Source organism: Sphingomonas sp. (genome assembly GCF_031361285.1).
In the GTDB taxonomy this organism is placed as follows: Bacteria; Pseudomonadota; Alphaproteobacteria; order Sphingomonadales; family Sphingomonadaceae; genus Sphingomicrobium.
The window spans coordinates 1-5,579 of sequence record NZ_JANMCO010000094.1 but is presented as its reverse complement, the minus strand read 5'-3'; the positions used below and the strand labels follow the sequence as shown (position 1 = coordinate 5,579).

4 protein-coding genes are annotated in these 5,579 nt (G+C 61.6%); all 4 read right to left on the bottom strand.

Annotation, left to right across the window (positions count from 1 at the left end; translation table 11 throughout):
• Window positions 1-1,563 (bottom strand): TonB-dependent receptor (locus RMO25_RS08950; protein ID WP_309662261.1); only part of this gene is annotated, 1,563 nt, incomplete at its 3' end.
• A 192-nt stretch (window positions 1,564-1,755) separates the two neighbouring features.
• The gene (locus RMO25_RS08945; RefSeq protein WP_309662260.1) at window positions 1,756-1,926 is read right to left on the bottom strand and encodes a hypothetical protein; all 171 of its coding nucleotides are present in this window, start codon (window positions 1,924-1,926) and stop codon (window positions 1,756-1,758) included.
• Between the two features lie 102 nt (window positions 1,927-2,028).
• Window positions 2,029-4,893 carry a TonB-dependent receptor domain-containing protein gene (locus tag RMO25_RS08940; protein ID WP_309662259.1) on the bottom strand — a complete coding sequence of 955 codons (2,865 nt, stop codon included), beginning with the start codon at window positions 4,891-4,893 and terminating at the stop codon, window positions 2,029-2,031.
• A 226-nt stretch (window positions 4,894-5,119) separates the two neighbouring features.
• Window positions 5,120-5,579: vgr related protein (locus tag RMO25_RS08935; RefSeq protein ID WP_309662258.1), on the bottom strand; the 460-nt coding region annotated here is incomplete at its 5' end.

Below are 5,579 nucleotides of genomic sequence, written 5' to 3'. Positions count from 1 at the left end.
GCGCGGCGAGAAGCCACTCGATTTCACCTTGTCGGTCTGATTGACTCCCGGCGCGAAGATACCGCCATTGCTGAACTGGCGCGTTTCCCTGAAATCATACCAGCGGCCACCGGCCGTGACCTTGAACTGGTTGAACTTGTAGCTTGCTTCGCCGAACAGCGCTGTCTGCTTACTCTTGAGCGTGAAGGCCGCGTTATAGGGTGAATTGAGCGCGAACCCATTGGCAAGGTTCACGGTCGTCGGCGGGACGCCGGGGGACAAGCACGAAGTAGGATCGGAGATGCAGCCGGCGGCCAAGAGGCCATTGATGTAAACGTCAATCCCCGGTGTCGGCAGAGTCTGCGTGTAGTCCCGCCGACCGTCCGAATAGAAGCCACCCAAGACCCATTGGAACGGCCCGGAGCCATTCGATGCGAAGCGGACTTCCTGGGTCCAGAGTTTAAGCTTGGTGGTATCCACGAGGTTCGACGGGATATTCGAAGCGGCATTGGGGAAGCCGAACGCCGCGGCCGAATAGAATCCGGTCAGCTCGGTCGCATCGCGACCGACATAGACGTCTCGATTGATGTGACTGGTGATCGATGTCAGCTCGACTGGCCCGAAATCGTACGAGCCCGTGAAGTCGGCAATAGTCGTCTTGTCGGTGAATAGCTCCCGCGTCGCGAGATACTGCTCTCGCTCGCCGAGGTTGTACTGTGGCACGGTATTTTCGTTGCCGAGGACGTTGTAGACGTCTTCGCGGTTGAACCCGTTGGATCTAATCTTTTGATAGATGACACGGGGCGTCAGTTTAAGTTCGGGGATCGGCTCCCAGAGCAGCGCCACTCGCCCACCGACGCGGTAACCGTCATTGACGTTCTTTCCGGCAGCCGGCCCGACTGCGTCGATGAAGCCCGCATAGTGGGTGCCATAACCGACAACGCGAAGTGCGGCGGTCGATCCCAGTGGAACGTTGAGCGCACCCTTCAGGTGGTAACCGATGTCACCTTCTTCGACGGTGTTGACGTTGGCTTCAACGCTACCCGACGTTTCACCGAGGCGAGGCTGATTTGTGATGTAGCGCAAGGTCCCGCCGACCGAGCCTGATCCGAACAATGTGCCTTGCGGTCCGCGCAAGGTTTCAACGCGATTCAGGTCGTAAAGGTCGATATCCGGGGTAAAAAGCGAAAGCGAAATGACGCTTTCGTCGAGATAGACGCCGACTTGCTCCTTCACACCGGGTTGGTCACGGGCAATCTGTCCGGCGGCGACGCCACGGATCGATACCTGGCTCTGGCCCGGACCGAGATTCTCGACCGTCAGACTGGCGACGTTCCGGCTGATCGCTTCAAGTGTCGTCGCGTTGGCGCGTTGGATGTCTTTCTCGGTTTGCGCGTTGATCGAAAATGGCACCTGCTGGATCGTCGACTCGCGCTTCGTCGCGGTGACGACGATTTCGTTGCCCGCCGAGGCCTCCGGCGGGTTATTCGCCTGGGCGACATCCTCCTGCGCCGATTGCGCATAGGACGGTGTGGAAATCGCGATCGCCGCAGTGCCGATCAGCAGAATCGAAGTTTTGCGCATTTGTAGAGCTCCCCCAAGCGTGTCGCGTGACTGTCACAATATGCCCAAGTACATTTTATTAGGGAAGGGACCCTGCACGCTTTCGAATGTGCGACATTTTTGTCCGAAAATGCGTTTATTCTCTAAGGCGTAGGTCCAACCAGAAGATGTCGCTCGGCGCGGACGGTGGCGAGTGTGCGGCTGAGTGTGGCTCTAAATCCACGGTTCATATGGCTCTGGTCGCAGAAACCCGCCGCGAGGCGCGATGTCCGCAAGCGAACAGTCGGTCCGGCGCAACACGCCGCAGGCTTGCTCAATCCGCCTGCGCCGCGCGGTCTCCTGCAGGCCCTCGCCCGTCGTGGCGATGTGCGCCTTGGAACTCATTGGTGCGCCTTTGAGGATGGCAGGCGATAATGCAACGCCGCCGACCGGACAAAAAAAGGGGGGAAGCCGCAGCTTCCCCCCTCAATTTAGCGGTTCAACGACCTAGCCGCGTTCACCACTCGGCGCTGGCGGAGGCGGAGGCGGCGGCAGCGGCGGTGGCGGCGGGGCCGGGCAAGCGGCGCCGACCTCGATCACGCTGCCATCAGCGCAGGACTGCGTGGCCGGCGGAGGCGGCGGTACTGCGACCGGCGGTGGCGGCGCATACCGAGGCTCCGCGCCCCACTTGAACTTCAGCCGGGCGTACCACAGGCCGCCGTTCAACCCGAACGGGCCGCCGGTACGCGGATAGACCTGACCAAAGTCCGTACCTCCCGTCAAAGGAAAGACCGGGTTTACGACCGAATTGGCGATCTTGTCGGGATAGGTGTTGAACAGGTTGCTCGCGCCGACGGTGAGCGTGAAATACCTCAGGAACGTGTAGCTGACGTCGACGTCGGTCGTGAACTTGGCGCCGAACTTCTGCCAGGTCAGCGGATCGCGGCACTGGGTTGTCGCCTGAGTCTGGCAATAGTCGATGGCATTGACCCACGACCCGTAATAATTCTCGCGCGCGTTGACCATGAACGGGCCGCGCGTCCAGTTGACCGACAGCGTCGCGCGATGGTTGGGGGCGAGGTTTCCGACGTTGATGATCTGGCCCTTGCTGATCACGCCCGGATCGAACCGATCGACCGTCGACTTGTTGTAATTATAGGCCAGCGTCCAGTTCATGGCGCCGTCCAGCATGTGGGTGCGCCAGGTGCCGACAAAGTCGATGCCCTTGGTCGTCGTGTCGTACCCGTTGGTGAAATAGCTGACTGCCCCGCCGACGCCGACAGCGATGAGTGCGGGCTGGGCGGCAAGGTCCGCCGCAGTGACGGCGAACGTTCGCGAAATGCCGATGCGGTCCTTCACCTTGATCAAATAGCCGTCGATCGTCATCGTCAGAGCTGGCATCGGCTTGAGGACGATACCCGCGCCATAATTGCGCGACTTCTCGGGGCCGAGCGTGGTCGAGCCATAATATCGCGAAATGTCGCTCTCTACCGGGTAGGTACCGGTCTGGACCTGGATACCGCCCGGGAAGCTCGTGGTCAGGATCGCGTCATGCGACTGGCCCGGCGACGGCGCGTGGAAGCCCGTGCCGAGCGTGCCGCGGATCGAGACCTGCGGCGTCACTTTGTAGATGCCGTTGACCTTGTAAACGAAGCTGCCGCCGAACGTGTTGTAATGCTCGTACCGGCCCATGACACCCATGCTCAGCGCGTCGGTGATGTCCGCCTCGGCGCCGCCGTAGACGCCCCAGTTCGACTGGTCCCAGCTACCGGCGAACATCGGGCTGGTGGCTCCGTATCCGCTGGCGCCAGGGGACTTGGCGGGCGTTGTTCCAACCTGGGTGTACACGCCGGGCGAGGTCTGGACGTAGAGTGGGTGGGACGTAACATAGGGCCCGCCGCCATAGGATTGCGGGTCGACGGCCGTTTGGCCGTAGGTTTCCTTGCGATATTCACCGCCCCACGACAGTGTGATCGGGCTGAACCACCCGACGGCGATCGGATAGGTCATGTCGAGGTTAAGGTTCATTTCCTTCTGGCTGAGCGTCCCGAACTCGAAGCTGGTTTGCGACAGCGGGCCATAGGATGCATTGAGCGACTGGGTCATCGACAGCCGGAGCGTGTTTTTCGCCAAGGTTCCGGACAGGTCGTAGGTCAGGCCGTTGTCGAGATTGCCCTTCCAGCCGACGACGCCCCAGCGCTCCTTGCTTACGCCGTGGAACCTCGGCGTGAAGCCGGCGGGATAGATCGACGAGAAGAGGAAGGTATTCGAATCCTGGACATAGCCGCCGGCGGCGCAGGTCGCGTTCCCGGTCGGGCATTGGGTCATGTAATAAGGTGCCGTGAAGGCCCCGTTCGCTCCGAATGAGCGCGTAATGCCGTTCACGTCGACCGCGCTTCCGGCGATCGGCGAACGATAATTGAAGCTCGCGTCGGCGGTATTATAGGCCGCCAGCGCGGTCGCGTAGAGTTGGCTGTTCGGCGTGACGTCGACGCCGGCGTTGACCATCCCTTTCCAGCCATGTTGGGGCGAACTGCCCCAGATCTGCACCGGCAGGGGATAGTTTGGCAGTTGTGAGGCGAGACTCGGGTTGGCAGCCGCGAATATGGCCGCGATCGGCCGCGTGACACCACGGCTCGTGCCCGTGTCATTATTATATTCACCGGCAATATCGATGAAGCCGGTGGCGCCGATGCCGACGCCGATATTGCCCGCGATCTGGCGGCTCTTGCCGCTGTCGAGATCGGTGCTGCCATGGTCGAAGTATTGGCCGTAGCGTGCCTGCAGCTCGATCGTGTTGCGGTCGTCGCGCATGCCGAAGTTCATCACCCCGGCGATCGCGTCGGAGCCATATTGCGCGGTCGCGCCGTCGCGCAGAACCTGCAGGCTTTTGATCGCGATCGAGGGGATCGCGGAAATATCAGCGCCCTGGGAGCCGAACGACAGGCCGGTGTCGCCGCCAGCATAGACCTGGACGAGGGCGGAGCGATTGAAGCGCTTGCCGTTGATCTGGACGAGGGTTTCGTCGCCCGGAAGGCCGCGCAGCGAGGGCGCGCGGACGAACGTCGAGGCGTCGGAAATCGTATTTTGCGGGACGAAGAAGGACGGCACGATGTTCTTCATTGTGTCGAGCAGGTTCGCGGTCGGCTGGCTTGTCAGCTCGGTCGCGCTGATGACGTCGATTGGCGAGGCCGAGTTGGTCACGGTACGGTCCAGGCGGCGTGTGCCGGTGACGACGATTTCGTCCCGGATATCAGTGTCGGCTGGCTGGCTGGCCGCCGGCGCGGCGTCGGCTGGCGTCGTTTGAGCAAAAGATGGTGTGGCAATGGCCGCAGCGGCGGTGCCAATCAACAGGATCGAAATGTTGCGCATGTCTTGGCCCCCCGGCATGTCATTAATCGTAAGACTATGCAGGAGATCAGGGTATTAGGAAAGAGATGCCGCTGACCTTAGATTCTGCAAATATGGAGCTGCGACTATATTGTATTTCAATGGCTTAGCACGTCTGGAAATTGGCGCTCAGCGCGCACCGCGGCGGGAGTGCGGCCTAGTGTGGCCCGAAATCCACGGTTCATATGACTCTGGTCGCTGCAACTGACTAAGTGCGGCTGAACGGAACTAGCGCCCGCAGGCGCGGAACGTCTCCGGTCTGCGGTAGCCTGATCCCGGCATCGCCGAGAAACAGGTGGCGGACGATTTCGGCTTGCTGCTCGAGGCCGTAGCGGGCGAAGGACCGGCCGTCCTCGAGCATGTACGCATAACGGCAGAACGGGTGGCGCATCAGCGGCAGATAAAAACGCCCGCGGGTCTGCGACTGCCAGACGTGGGTCATCTCGTGGATGAACAGGCCCTGGAGGCCAATCGGTTCGGCGGCGAAATCCTCGGACCACAGGTCGCCATGCGGGTGGAAATGAATATTGCCGGTCGGCGCCATCGCCGCGTTCCTCGGCTGGAACGGCCACCACTTGCGATTGACCAGGCGGACCGCCGAATAGTCGATCGCCTCGCCGAACACCGAGCGGGCAAGGGCGATTTCGCCGGGAGTGAGAGGACGGGCG

Excerpts from the sequence above, each read along its gene's own strand:
- RMO25_RS08945 (WP_309662260.1), bottom strand. The coding sequence starts at position 1,926 with ATGAGTTCCAAGGCGCACATCGCCACGACGGGCGAGGGCCTGCAGGAG.
- RMO25_RS08940 (WP_309662259.1), bottom strand. The coding sequence starts at position 4,893 with ATGCGCAACATTTCGATCCTGTTGATTGGCACCGCCGCTGCGGCCATT.